Origin of the sequence: Janthinobacterium svalbardense (assembly GCF_002327145.1) — a bacterium.
Classification (GTDB): domain Bacteria; phylum Pseudomonadota; class Gammaproteobacteria; order Burkholderiales; family Burkholderiaceae_D; genus Janthinobacterium; species Janthinobacterium tructae.
The window spans coordinates 4864286-4883003 of the sequence record NZ_CP023422.1; the positions used below are offsets into that span (position 1 = coordinate 4864286).

The 18718-nt window shown below is 63.0% G+C and carries 16 protein-coding genes; 8 read left to right on the forward strand and 8 right to left on the reverse strand.

All coding sequences use genetic code 11. From position 1 onward, the window contains the following. The first annotated feature begins 18 nt into the window (after nucleotides 1–18). The 4 genes from CNX70_RS21610 to CNX70_RS21625 all read left to right on the forward strand — a co-directional run bounded on the left by CNX70_RS21610 (nucleotide 19) and on the right by CNX70_RS21625 (nucleotide 5862). Entirely contained in the window at nucleotides 19–1017 is a 999-nt protein-coding gene (locus CNX70_RS21610; protein WP_096236939.1) for an HpcH/HpaI aldolase/citrate lyase family protein, read from the forward strand. Between the two features lie 13 nt (nucleotides 1018–1030). Next, complete coding sequence (locus CNX70_RS21615; protein WP_096236942.1) at nucleotides 1031–1585, forward strand: hypothetical protein; 555 nt, start codon at nucleotides 1031–1033, stop codon at nucleotides 1583–1585. An 88-nt stretch (nucleotides 1586–1673) separates the two neighbouring features. Continuing rightward, complete coding sequence (gene acnA / locus CNX70_RS21620; RefSeq protein ID WP_096236945.1) at nucleotides 1674–4394, forward strand: aconitate hydratase AcnA; 2721 nt, start codon at nucleotides 1674–1676, stop codon at nucleotides 4392–4394. 214 nt (nucleotides 4395–4608) lie between these two features. Beyond that, complete coding sequence (locus CNX70_RS21625; protein WP_096236948.1) at nucleotides 4609–5862, forward strand: DUF2863 family protein; 1254 nt, start codon at nucleotides 4609–4611, stop codon at nucleotides 5860–5862. Nucleotides 5863–6124: 262 nt separating this feature from the next. Here the strand turns inward: CNX70_RS21625 and CNX70_RS21630 are convergent, their stop codons facing one another. Then, a complete protein-coding gene (locus CNX70_RS21630; protein WP_096238607.1) occupies nucleotides 6125–6589 on the reverse strand; it encodes a CYTH domain-containing protein in 465 nt (154 codons plus the stop codon). A 12-nt stretch (nucleotides 6590–6601) separates the two neighbouring features. Then, the gene (locus tag CNX70_RS21635) at nucleotides 6602–7723 is read right to left on the reverse strand and encodes a M14 family metallopeptidase (RefSeq protein ID WP_096236951.1); all 1122 of its coding nucleotides are present in this window, start codon (nucleotides 7721–7723) and stop codon (nucleotides 6602–6604) included. 313 nt (nucleotides 7724–8036) lie between these two features. Between CNX70_RS21635 and CNX70_RS21640 the strand changes: the two genes are divergently transcribed. Further along, on the forward strand, nucleotides 8037–8687 hold the full coding sequence (locus CNX70_RS21640) for a TetR/AcrR family transcriptional regulator (protein WP_244198905.1): 651 nt from the start codon (nucleotides 8037–8039) through the stop codon (nucleotides 8685–8687). Nucleotides 8688–8767: 80 nt separating this feature from the next. Here CNX70_RS21640 and CNX70_RS21645 read toward each other — a convergent pair whose 3' ends face one another. After that, nucleotides 8768–10261, reverse strand: coding sequence for a succinyl-CoA:acetate CoA-transferase ScpC (locus tag CNX70_RS21645; protein WP_096236956.1), 1494 nt, complete (start codon nucleotides 10259–10261; stop codon nucleotides 8768–8770). Nucleotides 10262–10420: 159 nt separating this feature from the next. On the opposite strand from CNX70_RS21645, the gene CNX70_RS21650 reads away from it, so the two are divergent. Beyond that, nucleotides 10421–11314 (forward strand): LysR substrate-binding domain-containing protein, encoded by an 894-nt coding sequence (locus CNX70_RS21650; RefSeq protein ID WP_096236959.1) that lies wholly within the window; start codon nucleotides 10421–10423, stop codon nucleotides 11312–11314. A 51-nt stretch (nucleotides 11315–11365) separates the two neighbouring features. Here CNX70_RS21650 and fucP read toward each other — a convergent pair whose 3' ends face one another. Next, complete coding sequence (gene fucP / locus CNX70_RS21655) at nucleotides 11366–12667, reverse strand: L-fucose:H+ symporter permease (protein WP_096236962.1); 1302 nt, start codon at nucleotides 12665–12667, stop codon at nucleotides 11366–11368. Between the two features lie 304 nt (nucleotides 12668–12971). On the opposite strand from fucP, the gene CNX70_RS29320 reads away from it, so the two are divergent. After that, nucleotides 12972–13205, forward strand: coding sequence for a DUF3563 family protein (locus CNX70_RS29320; protein WP_096236965.1), 234 nt, complete (start codon nucleotides 12972–12974; stop codon nucleotides 13203–13205). Between the two features lie 98 nt (nucleotides 13206–13303). Next, nucleotides 13304–13831 carry an NADPH-dependent FMN reductase gene (locus CNX70_RS21665; protein WP_096238608.1) on the forward strand — a complete coding sequence of 176 codons (528 nt, stop codon included), beginning with the start codon at nucleotides 13304–13306 and terminating at the stop codon, nucleotides 13829–13831. Between the two features lie 58 nt (nucleotides 13832–13889). Here CNX70_RS21665 and CNX70_RS21670 read toward each other — a convergent pair whose 3' ends face one another. From CNX70_RS21670 to CNX70_RS21685, 4 genes are all read right to left on the reverse strand, one after another. Continuing rightward, nucleotides 13890–15596 (reverse strand): lactate permease LctP family transporter, encoded by a 1707-nt coding sequence (locus CNX70_RS21670; RefSeq protein WP_096236968.1) that lies wholly within the window; start codon nucleotides 15594–15596, stop codon nucleotides 13890–13892. A 93-nt stretch (nucleotides 15597–15689) separates the two neighbouring features. Continuing rightward, nucleotides 15690–17135: a LutB/LldF family L-lactate oxidation iron-sulfur protein gene (locus tag CNX70_RS21675; RefSeq protein WP_096236971.1), complete on the reverse strand. Its 1446-nt coding sequence runs from the start codon at nucleotides 17133–17135 to the stop codon at nucleotides 15690–15692. Next, nucleotides 17132–17848 carry a LutC/YkgG family protein gene (locus tag CNX70_RS21680; protein ID WP_096236975.1) on the reverse strand — a complete coding sequence of 239 codons (717 nt, stop codon included), beginning with the start codon at nucleotides 17846–17848 and terminating at the stop codon, nucleotides 17132–17134. Before CNX70_RS21680 ends, CNX70_RS21675 begins: the two co-directional genes overlap by 4 nt. Continuing rightward, nucleotides 17845–18642, reverse strand: coding sequence for a (Fe-S)-binding protein (locus CNX70_RS21685; RefSeq protein ID WP_096236978.1), 798 nt, complete (start codon nucleotides 18640–18642; stop codon nucleotides 17845–17847). The genes CNX70_RS21680 and CNX70_RS21685 overlap by 4 nt, the downstream gene beginning before the upstream one ends. Nucleotides 18643–18718: the final 76 nt, after the last annotated feature.

The following is an 18718-nucleotide window of genomic DNA, read 5'->3' on the forward strand; positions in this document are numbered from 1 at the left end:
TGCAGAAATGCCTTAAGCATGCACCCTTCCGAGGTTTTATTCCAAGGCAAACGCCAGCCGCTGTTGCTCGCCGCTTGCGACCACTACGCCGGCTCTGAAAAGCTGATGCGTAAATCGATTGCTTTGCAACAAGAGCTTGGGCCCCTGTTCGACATCACGTTCGACTGCGAAGACGGCGCCAGCGCCGGCAATGAAGAGTCGCACGCCCACATGATCGCCGGCCTGCTGGCCAGCGACGAGAACCAGTTCAACCGCATCGGCGTGCGCGTGCACGACGTCGACAGCCCGTTTTTCGCGCGCGACGTGGAAATCATCTGCAGCGCCGCAGCCCGCCTGGCCTACATCGCCGTGCCCAAGGTGGGCGGCGTGCAGGATGCCATGCTGGCCATCGACCTGATCAATCTGCATGCGCACCGCGCCGGCCGCGACAACCTGCCCGTGCACATCCTGATCGAAACGCATGGCGCACTGCGCGACGCCTACGCCATCGCCGCCCTGCCCCAGGTCGAATGCCTGTCCTTCGGCATCATGGATTTCGTTTCGGCCCATTACGGCGCCATTCCCGCCGCCGCCATGCGCACGCCGGGCCAGTTTACGCACCCGCTGGTGGTGCGCGCCAAGCTCGAAGTGGCGGCCGCCTGCCACGCGCACGGCAAGGTGCCGTCGCATAACGTGACGACGGACGTGCGCGATTCGGCCGTGGTGGCAAATGACGCCCAGCGCGCGACGGCCGAGTTCGGCTACACGCGCATGTGGAGCATCCACCCGGACCAGATCAAGCCCATCATCAAGGCCTTCACGCCGCGCCTGTCCGAAGTCAACGAGGCCAGCAACATCCTGAATGAAGCGCTGCGCGCCAACTGGGGACCGATTGCGCAAAATGGCCGCTTGCATGACCGCGCCAGCTACCGATATTATTGGACCGTTTTGCAACGCGCCAAACTGGCGGGCCTGGGCCTGCCCGAGGCGGCCGCTGCATTACTCAACGCCCCCTCTTCCAGCACCACTGAAAACTGACAGGAATTACACGATGTCCCTCTCCAAATTAGCCATTGCATGCAGCGTCGCGCTGGGCGCCATGACCCTCACGCTGGCGCCAGCCAGCTTCGCCGCCACGGCAGAGGCAAATCCCAAGGCAGTCAAGGCAGTCAAGGCCAAGCCAAAGGCCAAGACCACCAAGGCCAAGGCTGCCGTCAAGGAAGCCCATCCGCTCGCCATGTCGGTCGCCGACAAGGAAGAAGCCGATGAACCGAACACCGCAGGCTCGGCCTCCACCGATTTCAATTGTGAACTTGGTAATAAAATTACCATCTACACCAATGCTACTGACGACAAACACATCGCCCTGCGCTGGAAGAAGCGCCTGCACCGCCTGAGCCGCGTTGGCACCACCACCGGCGCCAACCGCTTCGAGAACCGCTTGTACGGCCTGGTCTGGATCGGTATTCCGGCCAAAGGCATGCTGCTCGATTCCAAGCAGGGCCGCCAACTGGCCAATGAATGCAAGGATGCGGAGCAAGCCAAGCCGGCAGCCTTGGTGGAAGCCCCGCCATCGCTGGGCGTCTTGCCAGTCACCGGCGGCTGATGTGCGTAGCAAGGGCCTCTTCGGGGGCTCAGTCATGTTTTGTAATTTGAATCATCAATAAATAGACGATACCCAACAAGGAGAGGTCATGTCCCGCAACACTCTGAACACGCTCAAGGACTTTAATATTTCGGATAGCAAAAAGGGCAAGCTGTATTCCCTGCCGGCACTGGAAAAAAGCCTGGGCATCAATGTCTCCCGCCTGCCAGTGTCGATTCGCATCGTGCTCGAATCGGTATTGCGCAACTGCGACGGCAAAAAAGTCACCGAAGAACACGTCAAGCAATTGGCGAGCTGGGGCCCGACCGCCGAGCGCACCGACGAGATCCCGTTCGTAGTGGCGCGCGTCGTGCTGCAAGACTTCACCGGCGTTCCCCTGCTGGCCGACCTGGCAGCGATGCGCAACGTGGCCGCCAAGATGGGTATCGACGCCAAGAAGATCGAGCCGCTGGTGCCGGTCGACCTGGTGGTCGACCACTCGGTGACCATCGATCACTACCGCGAAAAGAAAGCGCTGGACCTGAACATGAAACTGGAATTCTCGCGTAACAACGAGCGTTACCAGTTCATGAAATGGGGCATGCAGGCCTTCGACACCTTCGGCGTCGTGCCACCAGGCTTCGGCATCGTCCACCAGGTCAACCTGGAATACCTGGCACGCGGCGTGCACCACGCAGGCAAGAAAGCCGGCGACGTGTACTACCCTGACACCCTGGTCGGCACCGACTCGCACACCACCATGATCAACGGTATCGGCGTGGTCGGCTGGGGCGTGGGCGGCATCGAGGCGGAAGCGGGCATGCTGGGCCAACCGGTCTACTTCCTGACGCCTGACGTCATCGGCGTGAACCTGACCGGCGCGCTGCGCGAAGGCTGCACCGCCACCGATCTGGTACTGACCATCACCGAATTGCTGCGCAAAGAGAAAGTCGTCGGCAAGTTCGTCGAATTCTTCGGCGAAGGCACCGAATCGCTGACCCTGACGGACCGCGCGACGATCGCCAACATGGCACCGGAATACGGCGCGACCATGGGCTTCTTCCCGGTCGACGACGCGACCATCGATTACTTCAAGGGCACCGGCCGCAGCAAGGCTGAAATCGCCGCGTTCGAAAGCTACTTCAAGGCGCAAAACCTGTACGGTATTCCAAAAGCGGGCGACATCGACTACACCCGCGTGGTGGAACTGAACCTGGCCACGGTCGCACCGTCGCTGGCCGGCCCGAAACGCCCGCAAGACCGTATCGAAATCGGCAACGTCAAGGCGAACTTCGCCGAACTGTTCGCCAAGCCAACCTCGGAAAACGGCTTCAACAAGAATCCAGCCGACCTGAACGCCGTGTACGAAACGACGAATGGCGTGAAAGTATCGAACGGCGACGTGCTGATCGCCGCGATCACTTCGTGCACCAACACCTCGAACCCGAGCGTGATGCTGGCTGCCGGCCTGCTGGCCAAGAAAGCCGTCGAAGCCGGCCTGAAAGTCGCGCCACACATCAAGACCTCGCTGGCTCCCGGCTCGCGCGTCGTCACCGAGTACCTGACCGCTGCCGGCCTGCTGCCGTACCTGGAAAAACTGGGCTTCGGCGTGACCGCCTACGGCTGCACCACCTGTATCGGCAATGCGGGCGACCTGACGCCTGAGCTGAACGCAGCGATTGCCACGCACGACATCGTCGCGTCGGCCGTGCTGTCGGGCAACCGCAACTTCGAAGCGCGTATTCACCCGAACATCCGCTCGAACTTCCTGGCCTCGCCACCGCTGGTCGTCGCCTACGCCATCGCCGGCAACATGACGCGCGACCTGATGACGGAACCAGTCGGCAAGGGCAAGGGCGGCAAGGACGTCTACCTGGGCGACATCTGGCCGACCTCGGCTGAAGTGTCGGCCATGATGAAGTTCGCCATGAACGCCAAGGTGTTCAAGGACAACTACGCGGACGTCAAGGGCGCGCCAGGCAAGCTGTGGGAAAAAGTCACCACCGTCTCCGGCCAAGTCTACAACTGGCCGAAATCGACCTACATCGCGGAACCACCGTTCTTCGACAACTTCTCGATGACGCCAGCGGCAGTGGCCACCGGTATCGAAGGCGCGCGCGCACTGGGCGTGTTCGGCGATTCCATCACCACCGACCACATCTCGCCAGCCGGCTCGATCCAGGAAAACGGTCCTGCAGGCAAATGGCTGAAGGAAAACGGCGTCCTGAAAGCGGACTTCAACTCCTACGGCTCGCGTCGCGGCAACCATGAAATCATGATGCGCGGCACGTTTGCCAACGTGCGTATCAAAAACCGCATGATCCCTGCCAAGGCAGACGGTTCGGCGGTCGAAGGCGGCATCACGATCCACCAGCCTTCCGGCGAAGAAATGTCGATCTACGACGCAGCGATGAAATATGTTGCTGAAGGCACGCCAACCATGGTCTTCGGCGGCGAAGAGTACGGTACGGGCTCGTCGCGCGACTGGGCAGCCAAAGGTACGCAACTGCTGGGCGTGAAAGCCGTGATCACCCGTTCGTTCGAGCGTATTCACCGCTCGAACCTGGTGGGCATGGGCGTGCTGCCGCTGCAATTCATCGGCGACGACAGCGTGCAAACCCTGGGCATCACCGGCAATGAAACCTTCGACCTGAAAGGCCTCGAAGGCGAAATCAAGCCACAGCAACTGGCTACCCTGGTGATCCACCGCGCCGACGGCACCAGCGTCGACGTGAAAGTGCTGCTGCGCATCGATACGCCGATCGAAGTCGATTACTACAAACATGGCGGTATCCTGCCATTCGTATTGCGTCAACTGCTGGCCGAGTAATCAGCCCAGCTGTAAGGCAAGATAAGAGCGCCGGTTTCGACCGGCGCTTTTTTTTCGTCCTGCTGCCCCGTTTTTACTTGAATTTTCGACTATTGGCATGATCTAGGAACAGCTTACGTATTGCGTGCGGCCGAATCCTCTACAATACGGTTATAAGGGTTTATCATTGTTTGACTGATCCATTTTTTTCACTTTCCGAGACTCTTATCCCGCTATGCGTCGTCCTTCCAAAGATTCATCCCATAAACTGACTGCCGACAGCCAGCGCCTGGTCACCTTTGCCCAGGCGATCGTACAGGCAGCCAGCCGTCTCGAAGAGCGGTCCTGGGAACACAGCCTGGATACGCAGCTCCAGAAATTACTCAAAACCGGCCACCAGGACACCATCGACAACACCCTGGGCAGCCTGTTCAAGGAAGACTTGAACGCCTACGACGTGCTGATGGACTGCGTTGAAGCCGTCAGCGAATCGACCGTCATCGTGCACGAAGACGTGCGCTACGACGCCCTGCTCGTCGCCGTGCCCATCCTCGCGTGGACGCGCTTTTCCATCGCTTCCGGCCCGATGGCCGGCGATGCGCACGGCGTATTGTCCGCGCATTTCGCCGCCCACCTGCTGGCCGACGGCACGAAGATGGCCATGGCGCCGACCCTGTACTCGATCGACCAGCTGCCGCGCAGCCACGTCGAGACGTATGTCAAGACGCAGAAGCTGGCACTGGCCGCGCTGAAAGGCACGGCCGTCAAGCCCTCAAGCAAAGAGGCGGAAACGGCGCCCTTCCTGGCCGACACGCGCTACCTGCTGGTGGCCGTGGTGGCGCCTGCTGGCGCACCGCTGTTCCGCTGGCAGACGCCAGCAAGCCAGCTCGACTTCATCGCCGAGCGCAGCGCCGCCCTGGAACAATGGCGCGAGCAGGCGACGCCGACCATCGCCCGCCTGCTGCCCGGCTGCGGCCTGGAACTGCTGCTGCCGGAAGCGTACTACGTGGCCTGCCGCGAAGCGGACAAGCTGATACGCCCCGTCTCCGTGCGCGCCGCGGTGCACTACCTGACGCACACCCTGGCCATCGAGCCGTCGGAACTGCGCGCCGTCATTGCCGGCTTCGGCGAAGAAGCGGCCGATAGCCAGGTGGACGAGTACCGCATCGCCTTCACCCTGCGCCAGGCGCCGGACGTCATCTACGGCATCGTCTGGCCACTGTACGGCCAGGAAGACGAGGATGGCACGCCGATCGAAGGCCTGATCCAGGTCGGCATCGCCGCGCTGGACAAGCAAAAGACGCCCGTCGATGAAATCATCGAGCACCTGAACGCCGCCGGCGTGACGCAGATCAAACGCCACGCGGAACGTTTTGTCGGCGAATACTGCGACGATTGCGGTGCGCCTTTGTTTGCCGACCCGGTCGGTGAGCTGGCGCATGCGGAAATGCCGGAAGATACGCCGCAGGGTACAGAGCATTTCCACTGATCTGATGACACGCTCTTCAAACCTACTGCGCAGCCCGCTCTCGGGTCGGCGTTACTCGCTGTACTTTAGTACAGCTGCGTTACTCAACCCGATATCGGGCTTGCTCGCTACGGTTTGAAGAGGTGTCGATGCAATGATTGAAAGGCAGGCCGTAGGTCGGATTAGCCGGCACGGCGTAATCCGACAACACCACCAGCGCATGCAAAAAAAGGCGGAACCCCGGTTCCGCCTTTTTGCATTTCACGCCGCGTTTATCACCGCATCACCACTGTGAAAACGGGTGGCGGATCAGGTTCGCGTTGTAATAGCGCGCATCGCCCGACACTTCCACGCCGATCCACTCGGGTTTCTCGAAAGGCTGGTCTTCCGAGGCCAGTTCGATCTCGGCCACGATCAAACCCGCATTCGCGCCGAGGAACTCGTCGACTTCCCACAGCATGCCCGCGTGCTCGATGCGGTGGCGGACTTTTTCGATCAGCGGCTGTTCGCACAGGCCGTCGAGCAATTCGGCGGCGTCGGCCAGCGGAATCGGATACTCCCACTCGCCGCGCGTCGCGCCCACGTTCGCGCCCTTGATGGTCAGCATCGCCTGTTCGCCCTCGATGCGCACGCGCACCACGCGCTCTCGCGCGGACGACAGATAGCCCTGGCGCAGCAGCACCGCCTGGCCAAGGCCGCGCCAGGCATCGCCTTGCAACAGGAATTTACGCTCGATCTCGACGCCCATGATCAACGCCGCTCAATCCAGCGACAGCAGGATAGGCTGCAGCATGGCTGCGCCCAGGGCCGCGCTGCGCGCGCCGTTCCAGCCTACACTTGGGTCCGGCAAGTCGGCATTTTCCTTGAATGGCATTTCCAGCGTCAGCGCCAGGCAGCCGAAGTGGTGGCCGATGTATTTCGACGCCAGGGTCAGCATGTCCGACTTGTACTTGCTGGCCGCGTAGCCGAACTTGTCCTGGAAGTCGGGGCTGGCCTGCTTGTAGCGCTCGATGAAGGCTTTCTGGTGCGCGGCCTGGGCCGGCGTGAAGTTTTCCAGCATTTCGTTGCCGGCCACGAAGTTGTACGGCAACGCTTCATCGCCGTGGATGTCGAAGAACATGTCGACGCCCGTTTCGTGGATCTTGTTTTTCACGCACAGCACTTCCGGGCTGGACGCCAGCGAAGGCGTCATCCATTCGCGGTTCAGGTTGGCGCCGGCCGCATTCGTGCGCAGGTTGCCGCGGATGGAGCCGTCCGGGTTCATGTTCGGCACGATGTGGAACACGGCGCGCTGCAGGAGCTTGCGCGCGATCGGATTGGCGTCGTCCAGCAGCGAGTCGATCAAGCCTTCGACGAACCATTCGGCCATCGATTCGCCCGGATGCTGGCGCGCGATGACCCAGATTTTCTTTTCCGCCTGCGGGTTGCCGATGGTGACCATATTCATGTCGCGGCCGTCGACCGTGCTGCCCAGGTCGGACACGCGCGCCAGCGGATGCTCGGCCACTTCGCCCAGCAGGCGCAGATGGCGTTCCCACGAATACGGTTCGAAATACGCGTAGTACACGCTGTCGAGTTCCGGCGTATGCGAAATCGTCATGACCTGGCCGTCGAACGCGGTCGGCACGCGGAACCAGTTTTCGCTGTCGTAGCTGGCCACGGCCTGGTAGTCTTCATAGCCGGCCGGATACGTGGCCTGGCCCGCGTTCAGGATGCGCAGCGTGCATGCCTGGTCCCGCGCGCCCTGCAGGCGGAAGTGGAACCACTGATGGATGTCGGCGTGGCTATCCTTGCGCAAGTTCAGGTCGATGGCGCCGGCACTGGTGGCGCTTACCACCTCGATGGCGCCCGAGTCGAAGTTCTGGCTGATTTTAATGGTCATGTGATGATCCCGTCCAAATGTAAGAGTTCCGGCGTCGCCTCGTGGGCTGGCGCCGTCGCGCTAAAAACGCAGTGTAAGCTATCCCGCTATTTTCCGCCCTTTGGCCCCGTTCGCAAAGCCTGGGCGGGCGATTTGTGCACCAATCCGGGGCATCGATGGCAAAGCGCCGGGCAAAAGGGCGAAAAATCGGTACTCTGTCGCCTCGACCGGACAAAAAACTGAATTGTAACAATGCCAGACACATTGGCAGCCCATCGCCATCCTATAATTCTTGCTTTCATTGAGTCGCCAGGAAAGAGTCGTGGACAAGAAGTTGACCAATATTCAAGAAAGAAAGTTACGCGAGGCCCAGGCGCGGCGCGAGCACATCATCGACGTCGTGAAAGACCTCATCAAGAAAGGCGGCGCGCGCGCCGTCTCCATCCGCAAAGTGGCCGAGGCGGCCGGTTTTTCCACCACCGTCGTGTACGCCCTGTTCCGCGACAAGGCTACCCTGATCGCCCAGGCCATGGACAAGGACTTGCTGGAACTGGTGCGCGCCATGCGTGCCGCCTGCGCCAACAGCATGGACCCCTGGGAACGCATCAGCCTGGTCGGCCGCGCCTACATCGAGTACGGTTTCCAGCATCCCGACGAATATTCGCTGATCTTCATGGAGCTGCGTCCGCATGCGGAAATCGACGCCGTCGACGTGGAACACGGCAATATCGAACAAGACCCGTATGCCTACGCGCTGCACCTGTTCGGCGAACTGGCCCAGGCGGGCAAGGTGCGCCAGGACGAGCCGGCGCTGCATACGATGACGCAAATCTTCTGGCAATCGCTGCACGGCCTCGTGTCGCTGCGCATCGTCATGGATGCGGGCGACCCATGGACGCCGCACCCGGAAATGCAGGCGCATATCGACGACTTGCTGGCCGTCGTCACGCAAGGCATCCGCCTGCGCTTTGCGCCGGATGCCTGACAACACCATTCGACACCGACGTAAAAAAGGCAGGCGCGGTACTGCACCGCCCTGCCCTGTCTTGCTGTTAGCGCAGCTTGCTACGCTTCAAGCATGCTCTGCGTTTCCTGGTAGCGCGTATGCCACGACAGCGCCTGCTCCAGGAGGTGCGGCGTGTGGCCGCCGCGCTGGCATGCTGCGTCAAAATACGCGCGCAATTGATCGCGGTAATCGGGGTGCGTGCAGCGCTCGATGATCAGCGGCGCCCGCTCGCGCGGCGCCAGGCCACGCAAGTCCGCATAGCCCCACTCCGTCACCAGCACGTCGACGTCATGTTCCGTATGGTCCACATGCGAAACCATCGGCACGACACTGGAAATGCGTCCGCCCTTGGCCGCCGATTTCGACACGAACATCGACACTTGCCCATTGCGCGCAAAGTCGCCCGAGCCGCCGATGCCGTTCATCATGTGCGTGCCGCACACATGCGTGGAATTGACGTTACCGTAGATATCGAACTCGAGCGCCGTATTCAGCGCAATGATGCCCAGGCGGCGCACGATTTCCGGATGGTTGCTGATCTCTTGCGGGCGCAGCACGATTTTTGAGCGGTAATGGTCGATATTGTCCATCAGCTTCTGGTGCACGGCGGCCGACAGGGTGATCGACGAGGCCGAGGCAAACGCCAGCTGGCCCGAATCGAGCAGCTCGATGGCGCTGTCCTGCAGCACTTCCGAATACATCGTCATGTTCTGGAAGGGCGAACCGATCAGGCCGTGCAGCACGGCGTTGGCGATGGTGCCAATGCCCGCCTGCAGCGGCAGCAATTCCGGGCCCATGCGCCCGGCCGCGACTTCGCCCTCTAAAAAGGCGATCACGTGGCCGGCAATCGCCTGCGTTTCCGCGTCGGGCGGCAAGGCGTTCGACGGGCTGTCGGGGCTGTCCGTGATGACGATGGCGGCGATGCGGGCCGGATCGATGGCGATGGCCGTGCTGCCCAGACGCTGGTCGACGCGCGTGAGGGGAATCGGCTCGCGCCCCGGCAAGGCCTGGGGCACATAGATGTCGTGCAAGCCTTCCAGCGCCAGCGGCGTGGACAGGTTGATTTCGATGATGACCTGCGTTGCCTGCTGGGCGAAGGCGGCGGAGTTGCCCACTGACATGGTCGGGATGATGGCACCGGCCGCCGTGATGGCCGTCGCTTCGATGACGGCGATGTCGACGGCGGCCAGGTTACCGGAACGCAACTGCTCGGCTGTCTCCGACAGATGCTGGTCGATGAACATGACTTCGCCGTTATTGATCTTGCCGCGCAAGACCGGGTCGACCTGGAACGGCATGCGGCGCGCCAGCACGCCCGCCTCGGCCATCAGGCCGTCGCTGCCATTGCCCAGCGAGGCGCCCGTGATCAGGGTCAGGCTCAAGGGATCTTGCAGGGCGCGCTCGGCCAGCGCGCGCGGCAGGGCCTTGGCGTCGCCGGCACGGGTGAACCCGCTCATGCCGACACGCATGCCGTTGTGGAACAATTTGGCTGCCTCATCGGCGCTCATGATTTTGCTGAGCAAGCCTGGGTGGCGGATACGGTCCTCGTACATCGTGATGCTCCTGATATTCTTAATATTCTCAAACTGGATGGCTGTCATACACCAACCCCATAAGTGGATTCAGTATAAAATCCCGCTTACATGCATGGCATGAATTAATTTCGCCAAACCCAGTCGATATTTTCATGCTTCGCCGAGGCGAGCCCCATCTTGGATATCCGTTCCCTGCGCTATTTTGTCGAAACCGTGCGCCTGTCGAGCTTTACGCAGGCGGCAGAATCGCTGCACCTGACCCAGTCGACCATCAGCAAGATGGTGCGCCAGCTGGAAGAGGAAGTGGGCGCCCAGCTGCTGGTGCGCGACGGGCGCAAGCTGACGCTCACCGACACGGGCCGCATCGTCTACCAGCACGGCCAGGAAATGCTGGCGAACATGCGCCAGCTGACCCTGGAAGTGCGCGACACCCAGGCCTTGCAGCGCGGCAGCCTGACGGTCGGCATCCCGCCCATGATCAATGTGCTGTTTACGCCCGTATTGAAGGCCTTCCGCGCGCGCCACCCGAACATCAGCCTGACCCTGCAGGAAGACACGGGCCAGCAGATCGAGCGCAAGGTGGCGGCCGGCGAGCTGGAAATCGGCATGACGGTGCTGCCGGCGGACCCGGAACTCGATCTCGTGGCCGTGGAAGTGGCCAGCTACCCGATCTGGGCCCTGGCCGAACCGGGCACGTTCCAGAAAAACCGCACGACACTCCCCTTCAAGGCGCTGGCCGAGCTGCCGCTGGTATTATTGAAGGATGATTTCGCCCTCACGCGCAGCCTGCGCCAGCATTTCGCGCAGGCGGGCTTCACGCCGACCGTCGCGGCGCAGAGCGGCCAGTGGGACTGGCTGGTGGCGATGGCCTCGGCCGGCCTGGGCGTGGCGCTGCTGCCCGAGCCGTTCATCCACCGCCTGGCTGGCGAACCTCTGGAGGCGGTGCGCCTCGTCGAACCGGAAGTGGCGTGGCAGGTGGCGCATGTCTGGAGCGGGCGCTATCTGTCGCACGCGGCGCGCGCCTGGCTCGAGGTGTGCCAGGACGTGCTGGGCACGCAGTTCGCGCACTGACGTAAAAAAGGGTGGCCGAGGCCACCCTTTATATTGATAACGCTACATTGCTTACTTGGCGTCGTCGTTGTACATGCTGGCGTATTTCCAGCCGAAGTACAGAATAAACGTGTAGCACAGGGCCGGCACGAGGAACGACAGCTGCAGGTTGATGTGGTCGGCCAGGAAGCCCTGGATGAACGGCACGATGGCGCCGCCGACGATGGCCATGCACAGGATGCCCGAACCTTGTCCCGTTTGCGCACCCAGCTTGTTCAGGGCCATGCTGAAGATGGTCGGGAACATGATGGAGTTGAACAGGCCGACGGCGATCAAGGCCCACATGGCCGTGTGACCACTGGAGAACACGGCGACGAGGATCAGCGCGATGACGATGGCGGCGTTGAAGGCCAGGGTCTTGCCCGGGCTGACGTAGCGCATCACGGCAAAGCCGACGAAGCGGCCCAGCATGGCGCCACCCCAGTAATAGCTGACGAAATAGGCGGCGTCGGCGTGGCTCAGGCCAGCGATATGGCTCTCGCCCAGGAAGTTGATCAGGAAGCTGCCGATGCTGACTTCACCGCCCACGTACAGGAAGATGGCCAGCGCGCCCAGCACCAGGTGGCGGTGCGACCAGATCGATACCTTGTGGCCATCCTGCGCCAGGGCGGCCGCATCGTCGGCATGCGAAATCTTCGGCAATTTTGCCAGCGCGAACAGCACCGCCAGGATCACCAGGGTGGCGGCCAGCACCAGGTATGGGCCTTGCACGGAAGCGGCTTCCTTGGCGCGGTAGGCCAGCTGCTCGGCGGCCGGCAGCAGGTCGAACTGCTGCACCGTCAGCACGGTGCCGGACAAAATCAGCATGCCGCCCAAGGCTGGCGCCACGGTGGTGCCCAGCGCGTTGAAGGCCTGCGTCAGGGTCAAACGGCTCGACGCCGTCTGCGGGTCGCCCAGTTCCGTCACGTACGGGTTGGCTGCCACCTGCAGCACGGTGATGCCGGCCGCCAGGATGAAGAAGGACAAGAGGAACAGCGCATAGCTGCCGGTGGAGGCCGGATAGAACATGGCACAGCCGGCGGCCGCGATCAGCAAGCCGGCGACGACGCCGCGCTGGTAGCCGATCTTCTTGATCAGCATGCCGGCCGGCAGCGAGACGATGGCGTAGGCGCCAAAGAAGCAGAACTGCACCAGCATCGCCTGGACATAGGTCAGGGTGTAGATCGAGCGCAGATGGGGAATCAGCACATCATTAAGCGAGGTCAGCAATCCCCACATGAAAAACAGCACCGTGACAATGATCAGGGCGCCTGTATTGTTTTGCGTGCCGGCCTGTGCGCGCGGTGCGCCCAGTCCCTGCTTTACGTGTTCCATACTTTCTCCATTGTTCTATCCAAGATTGTCGTGCCCTGCCCTGGCCCATCGCTTGCGTGGGCACCGCCAGGCAGCGGCCGCGTTCGTGTTTGAAAGCAACATCTTCGCAAGGCCGAGCGCGTAGTAAAACTACCTTGCTGCGGCCGCATTATGCCCGAAAGGCCCCGGATTGCGCAGGTTTCCCATCAGTTATTTGATAATTGAATAGCTGACATTCGAAATCAAAAGTAGCCTTATAACTTGAAATCGCTATACTTATATTGCAGTGCAGCACAACGCGGCACGCCACTCAAAGGAGTCTGCCATGTCTACCGCATTTACTTACCACACCACGCAAAACAGCAATATCATCGCCACCCTGGTGCACGCCGCCAAGCGCGTCGGTGCCTGGCTGAACCACAGCAGCGACCGCCGCGAACGCGCTTACGAAGAAGCCTACCTGGCCGAATCGACCGACCGCTACGACCTGGAATACCGCATGCGCGAACTGGCCCGTGCCAACCCGCAGCCTAGCTGGATGAGCGGCCTGAGCCGTTAAGAGTAGCGCAATACCCAGCTACTCATCGGCTGTTGCAATATCCATAGCGCCATCCTGCTCGCCTTGCGCTTGAGCACAGGATGGGCTATACAGGCGCAATGAAAACGCCCATTACCATCCTCGCCATCGCCGGCAGCCTGCGCGCCGCTTCCCTGAACGCCGCCCTGCTGCACGCCATCGCCCGGCTTGCCCCAGCGGACTATGCCATCCGCATCTATCCGGGAGTGGGAGAGTTACCCCTGTTCAATCCCGACCTCGACGCCGACAGCCTGCCGGCAGTGACGGGCCTGCGCGACGCCATCCTGGCGGCTGACGTGCTGCTGCTGGCCAGCCCCGAGTACGCGCACGGCGTGAGCGGCCCGATGAAAAACGCGCTGGACTGGATGGTGGGAAATGAATCGTTCATCGACAAGCCGCTGGTGCTGCTGAACGCCTCGCCGCGCGCCACGCATGCGCAGGCGGCCTTGCGCGAAACGGTGCGCACCATGTCGGCGCGCCTGATCGACGAGGCCTGCATCAGCCTGCCTTTACTGGGGTCGGGTCTCGATGCCGACGGCATCGCTGCGGACCCGGCATTGCGCCGGGCCATCCTTGATATGCTGCAGTGCATCAGGTCATTTTCATGACCTTCTGCACGTTTCACTATCAGTTCATCTAGTTTTACTACGTACTTCTACGGAACGCTCAGTGCGGGATCATGCCGGTGAAAACGTAGGCTTGCAGCATGGTGATGATGCCGATGATCACGGCAAACAACAGGCTGTGCTTCAAGGTGAAGCGGAACAGGTCCGATTCCTTGCCCACCAGGCCCGTTGCGGCGCAGGCGACGGCGATCGATTGGGGCGAGATCATCTTCGCCGTCACGCCACCCGTCGTATTGGCCGCCACCAGCAAGGTGTCGGACACGCCGATCTGGTGCGCCGTGGTGTTTTGCAAAGAGCAGAACAAGGCGTTCGAGGACGTATCAGACCCCGTCAGGAAGACGCCCAGCCAGCCGAGGAATGGCGAAAAGAACGGGAAAGCGGCGCCACTGCCGGCCAGCAGCAGGGCCAGGGTAGACGACATGCCCGAGTAATTGGCAACGAAGGCAAACGCCAGCACCAGGCCGATCGACAGCACGGGACGGCGCAATTCCACCACGGTTTCCACGAAGGCCTTGATGCCATCGCGCGGCTTCATGCGCAGCATCAGCATCGACAGCACGGCCGTCAGCAAGATCGCCGTGCCCACGGCCGACAGCAGGTCCAGCTTGAACACGGCGTCATACGCCTTCGGCACTGTCACGATGGGCATGCTCTTGATCACCAGCTGGTCCAGGTACGGCACGTGGATCTTGATGACCAGGCTCGATAGCGCCCCGCCGGCGGCAAACAGTGCCTTGAAGCCGGGCAGGCTCCACACGGTGACGATGGCAGTCAACAGGCCGAACGGCGCCCAGGCGCGCATGGTCTGCGCCATCGTATAGGGCGAGGCGGCGCGGTTACCGCTGCCGCGCACGTCCGCATTACCTGCGCCGCCGCCAAAACCGGACAGCGCGGCCGTGCCGCCGCCGACGGCATGGGCCACTTTCGCATTCTTCGGCTGCCACACTTTCAGGAACAAGGTCAGCGACACCAGGCTGACGAGGGCCGAAGTGATGTCCGGCAGTTCAGGGCCGATATGGTTGGACGTGAAGTACTGGGTGACGGCAAAGCTCAAACCCGTCACCAGCGCGGCCGGCCATACTTCGCGCACGCCGCGGAAACCATCCATCATGAACACCAGCCAGAACGGCACCAGCAGCGACAGCAGCGGCAACTGGCGGCCCGCCATGGCGCCGATCAGGAACGGGTCGATGCCCGTCACCTGGCCCGCCACGATGATGGGAATGCCCATGGCGCCAAAGGCTACGGGTGCGGTGTTGGCGATCAGGCACAGGCCGGCCGCGTACAACGGGTTGAAGCCCAGGCCCACCAGCAGCGCCGAGGTGATGGCCACGGGCGCGCCGAAACCGGCCGCCCCTTCCAGGAACGCGCCGAAGGCAAAGCCGATCAGCAGCACCTGCAGGCGCTGGTCGTCCGTGACCGACAGCACGGAGGCGCGGATGATGTCGATCTGCCCCGTCTTGACGACAATTTTATACAGGAAGACGGCCGTGACGATGATCCAGGCGATCGGCCACAAGCCGTAGGCGAAGCCATAGCCGGCTGCCGCCAGCGCCTGCGGCACGGGCATGCCGTAGGCGAAAATCGCCACGGCCAGCGCCAGCGCCAGGGTGACAGCGGCCGCCACGTGGCCCTTGATGCGCAGCGCCGCCAGGGCGATGAAGAAGAAGATGATGGGCACGGCTGCCGCCAGTGACGACAGCCACAAGCTGCCGAGCGGGGTGTAAAGTTGGGTCCAGGTTTGCATGTCGGGTCTCCTCCGGTGGATGCGGGTTAAGTGAAAAAACGGCTTTTGATATAATTTTGTGTAGCGTGTTTTTTGCGGTATGGCGGAGCGTCGCTATTCTTCCTGCCCGCGCGCATTGAGCAGGTCGGCCAGGCTGCGCGGCGCCGGCGTCAACGGCTTGCGGTGCTGCGTCCAGCCCAGTTGCGCGCGCGGCGTCAGCAGCCGCAGCCGCGTGGCGGCCCAGCGGAACAGGCGGTAGCTGGCAGGGCGCGCAAAGGCGCCGCTCCAGAAACGCCAGATCAGGCTTTCGCCGCGACTGAACTTGGCGCCCTGGCCGCGCAACGGATGCGTCACTTCCTCCTGCGGATTGCGGTTGGCCTCCGTGCGCAGGCGCACCAGCAGCTGCGGAATCGGGATGCGCACGGGGCACACCTCGCCGCAGGCGCCGCACAGGCTCGACGCCGTGGCCAGGTCGGCCGTCGCGTCCAGCCCCAGCAAATGCGGCGAAATGATCTTGCCGATCGGCCCCGGATACGTGGTGCCGTAGGCGTGGCCGCCGATGCGCGTGTAGACGGGACAGTGGTTCATGCAGGCGCCGCAGCGTATGCATTGCAGGGTGGCGCGCAGCTGCTCGTCCGCGTAGGCCTGGCTGCGGCCGTTATCGAGCAAGACCAGGTGCACTTCGCGCGGCCCATCTTTTTCACCTTCGCGGCGCGGGCCGGAAATCAGGTTGAAATAGGTGGTGATGGCTTGCCCCGTGGCCGAGCGCGTCAACAAGCTGGCCAGCGGCACGATGTGTTCGAGCTTGGCCACCACCTTTTCCATGCCCATGATGGCGATGTGCACCTCGGGCACGGACGTGGTCAGGCGGCCATTGCCCTCGTTTTCCACCAGCCACAGGGTGCCCGTGTCGGCCGCCGCGAAGTTCACGCCCGACAGGCCGATGTCGGCCTCGACGAAAGCCTGGCGCAGGGCGCGGCGCCCCGTCTGGATCAGGCTGTCGACGTCTTCCGTGTAGGGCGCGTCGGGAATGTGCTCGGCGAACAGGCCGGCGATGTCCGCGCGGGTCTTGTGTATCGCCGGCATGACGATGTGCGACGGCTTCTCGCCGGCCAGCTGCACGATGTACTCGCCCATGTCCGACTCCAGGCAGGTCATGCCGCGCGCTTGCATGTAGTGATTGAGCTCGATCTCCTCGCTGGCCATCGACTTGCCCTTGACGAAGCGCGTCGCCTGGTTGCGCTGCGCGATGGCGTGGATGATGGCGTTGGCCTGCTCGCCATCCTCGGCCCAGTGCACCTGCACGCCGGCCGCCGTCAGCTTGTCTTCCAGCTGCACCAGCAGGTCGGGCAGGCGCGCCAGCGCGTGCTGGCGCACGGCTTCGCCGATGTCGCGCAGGCGTTCCAGCTCGTCGCCGTCGGGGAACTGGGCGCTGCGCTTGTCCTGCAAAAAATCCATGGCGCCGCGAAAGCTCTGGCGCAGCTTCGGATCGTCCAGCGCGGCGCGGGCACGCGCGTGGAAGTCTGCCGGTTTGACGAATTGCAAGGGCTTGGCGTTCATGGCTGGCCTCCTTCATGGGCTGACAGATCATCGATGATCAGCACCCACAGCCAGCGCGGGCCGTGTGCGCCATAGGCCAGCGTTTGCTGGATATCGGAGGTTTTCGAGGGACCCGACACCAGCACCAGGTTCGCTGGCATGCAGTCCGCCCAGCGCTCGGCGCGCGCCGCGGCATGCAAGTCCGCATGCAGCGTGCTGATGTATACAAGGCAAACGTGCAGCGGTGGCGCCAGCGACACCGTGCGCGGCGTGGCCGCGTCGGGCGCGATGACCAGGGTGCCCGTGGCGGCGATGCCGGAACGCGCGACGGTGAAGCCCGCATCGACGCTGTCGAACAATTCACCCTTCCACTGCGCCAGCGGACGCTCAAAAGACAGCGTTTCCACGCCAGCGGGCAAGGCGGCGCGCAAGGCCTGCCCTTCCACGCTGGCGCTATCGATCAGCAAACGGCGCACGCCGTGCGCACCGAGGCGCTGCGCCAGCAGGGCCGGCCAGGCGTCCATGCTCACGCAATCGACTTCTGCATGCGCGGCGCGCAGGGCTGCCTGCATGGCGTCGAGCTGCTGGCGCGCCGACTGCGGCGCTGCGGCGCGGCGCGCCTGGTAATGGCTGTCGATGGCCGTATCGATGGCCTCCACCGCTGCGGGCGCGGAAGGCGCGGCGGCCCGCAGCCGTCCCAGCATGCGTTCGCGGGCAGTCAATGCCGTACTCATGCCGCACCTCCCGTGCGGCGCCACAAAAAGCTGGCCAGGTGCTCGACGGGCAGCGGCGCGCCCTGGTGCTGCGCGGCGTGGCCGATATTGAGCAGGCAGCCGCAGTCGGCCGAGACGAGCCGGTCGCAGCCCGTGGCGCAGGCCGAGGCGATCTTGTCGCTGACCATGGCGCCGGAAATGTCCGGGTGTTTCAATGAAAACGTGCCGCCAAAACCGCAGCATTCCGATTCGCGCTGGTGCTCGATGCGCGTCACGCCGGGCAAGGCGTCGACCAGCGCCACGCCGTGCAGCCGGGTGCCCATTTCGCGGCGCGCGCCGCACGAGGTATGCAGCACCACGCTTTCATCAGCCTGCGCGGCGGCGGCCAGGGCCAGGCCGGCCAGGTCGAGTTGCAGTACGCAGACGAGAAATTCGCTCAGCTCATACACGCGTTCAGCCAGTTCCAGCGCCTTGGGACCGGCTACGGGGTCATCCTGGAACAGCTGCGGCCAGTGGTGGCGCATCATGCCGGCACAGGAGCCGGATGGCACGATCACGGGCCACGGTTGCGCAAACAGGTCGAGCTGGGCACGCGCCACGGCACGCGCCTGCTCCGGGTTGCCGCTGCTGTAGGCAGGCTGGCCGCAGCAGCTCTGGCCGCGCGGGTAATGCACCAGCAAGCCTTCCCGCTCCAGCAGGCGCACCGCGTCGAGCCCCGCCTGCGGCACGAACAGGTCGACCAGGCAGGTGGCGAACAGGTACACCTGGAGCGGTGCGGGTGGGTAGTGGCGTGGCTGGCGCGGGTCTGGCTGCATGACTATGTCTCCCCGGCGCTCTGTGTGTTGCTGCGGCGCCGCTGTGTGTTGTTAAGAATGACTGCTTCACGCATAA

Coding starts and splice junctions, on each gene's coding strand:
- CNX70_RS21610 (WP_096236939.1), top strand. CDS start 19: ATGCACCCTTCCGAGGTTTTATTCCAAGGCAAACGCCAGCCGCTGTTG.
- CNX70_RS21615 (WP_096236942.1), top strand. CDS start 1,031: ATGTCCCTCTCCAAATTAGCCATTGCATGCAGCGTCGCGCTGGGCGCC.
- acnA (WP_096236945.1), top strand. CDS start 1,674: ATGTCCCGCAACACTCTGAACACGCTCAAGGACTTTAATATTTCGGAT.
- CNX70_RS21625 (WP_096236948.1), top strand. CDS start 4,609: ATGCGTCGTCCTTCCAAAGATTCATCCCATAAACTGACTGCCGACAGC.
- CNX70_RS21630 (WP_096238607.1), bottom strand. CDS start 6,589: ATGGGCGTCGAGATCGAGCGTAAATTCCTGTTGCAAGGCGATGCCTGG.
- CNX70_RS21635 (WP_096236951.1), bottom strand. CDS start 7,723: ATGACCATTAAAATCAGCCAGAACTTCGACTCGGGCGCCATCGAGGTG.
- CNX70_RS21645 (WP_096236956.1), bottom strand. CDS start 10,261: ATGTACGAGGACCGTATCCGCCACCCAGGCTTGCTCAGCAAAATCATG.
- fucP (WP_096236962.1), bottom strand. CDS start 12,667: ATGGAACACGTAAAGCAGGGACTGGGCGCACCGCGCGCACAGGCCGGC.
- CNX70_RS29320 (WP_096236965.1), top strand. CDS start 12,972: ATGTCTACCGCATTTACTTACCACACCACGCAAAACAGCAATATCATC.
- CNX70_RS21665 (WP_096238608.1), top strand. CDS start 13,304: ATGAAAACGCCCATTACCATCCTCGCCATCGCCGGCAGCCTGCGCGCC.
- CNX70_RS21670 (WP_096236968.1), bottom strand. CDS start 15,596: ATGCAAACCTGGACCCAACTTTACACCCCGCTCGGCAGCTTGTGGCTG.
- CNX70_RS21675 (WP_096236971.1), bottom strand. CDS start 17,135: ATGAACGCCAAGCCCTTGCAATTCGTCAAACCGGCAGACTTCCACGCG.
- CNX70_RS21680 (WP_096236975.1), bottom strand. CDS start 17,848: ATGAGTACGGCATTGACTGCCCGCGAACGCATGCTGGGACGGCTGCGG.
- CNX70_RS21685 (WP_096236978.1), bottom strand. CDS start 18,642: ATGCAGCCAGACCCGCGCCAGCCACGCCACTACCCACCCGCACCGCTC.